General features: G+C 47.8%; 1 protein-coding gene. It reads right to left on the bottom strand.

Annotated features, from left to right (window positions below; genetic code table 11):
* Nucleotides 1–57: 57 nt before the first annotated feature.
* A complete protein-coding gene (locus CLFS41_RS00005) occupies nt 58–534 on the bottom strand; it encodes a hypothetical protein (RefSeq protein WP_347467118.1) in 477 nt (158 codons plus the stop codon).
* Nucleotides 535–669 lie beyond the last annotated feature (135 nt).

A 669-nucleotide genomic window follows, 5' to 3' on the forward strand; every position in this document is an offset into this window, starting at 1 on the left:
ACCGCTATTTGAATGGGGGAGGATGCTTCTGCCCTCTGGCTTCCGCATGATAACATCTTAGCACTTTTCATCCCAACATTGGGAGACATTTTCAAAAAATCTTTTATTTCTTTTCTTACAGCTGTCCTCTGTGAACTTCACCCGCCGCTTTGGCAACATGCGGTTCATGGCCTGCGCCACCTTCCACCATGGTAGCCCATCTATGTAATACAGCCGGAACATGATCCGCATCTCACTCTTTGGGATGGCCTGGATATACTCTTCCGCCTGACAGGTTAACTCCAACAGTTCTGCCTCCTTGCGCTCCAGGATCTGTCTGTACCGTTCCCTCAAGGCTTGCTTCCGGTAATAATCCGGTACTGGATAGCCTGTAATCTTAATACTTCCAATCGTACCATCTGATCGCGTTCCCTTGACGGTATCTGATACCTGATGAGGCTCCTCCAAGAATCTGTCCAGCTTTTTAATCCGCCGTCTTATATCCTTTATCTCCTCTTTCATCTCGCAATATTGTATCAGCACCTCCTTGTCCACTGGCATCACCTCCCATCACTGCATGTCAATCTCAATGTCGCATTCATCTTTCAGCACCGCCCTGATATCATCCAGCGTGTACAATCCTTTATCAAACTGCCGGTAAAACTCCAGGCAGTAGTCCACAAAGCGTTG

It is taken from the genome of Clostridium sp. FS41 (assembly GCF_000954015.1).
Lineage (GTDB): Bacteria > Bacillota > Clostridia > Lachnospirales > Lachnospiraceae > Enterocloster > Enterocloster citroniae.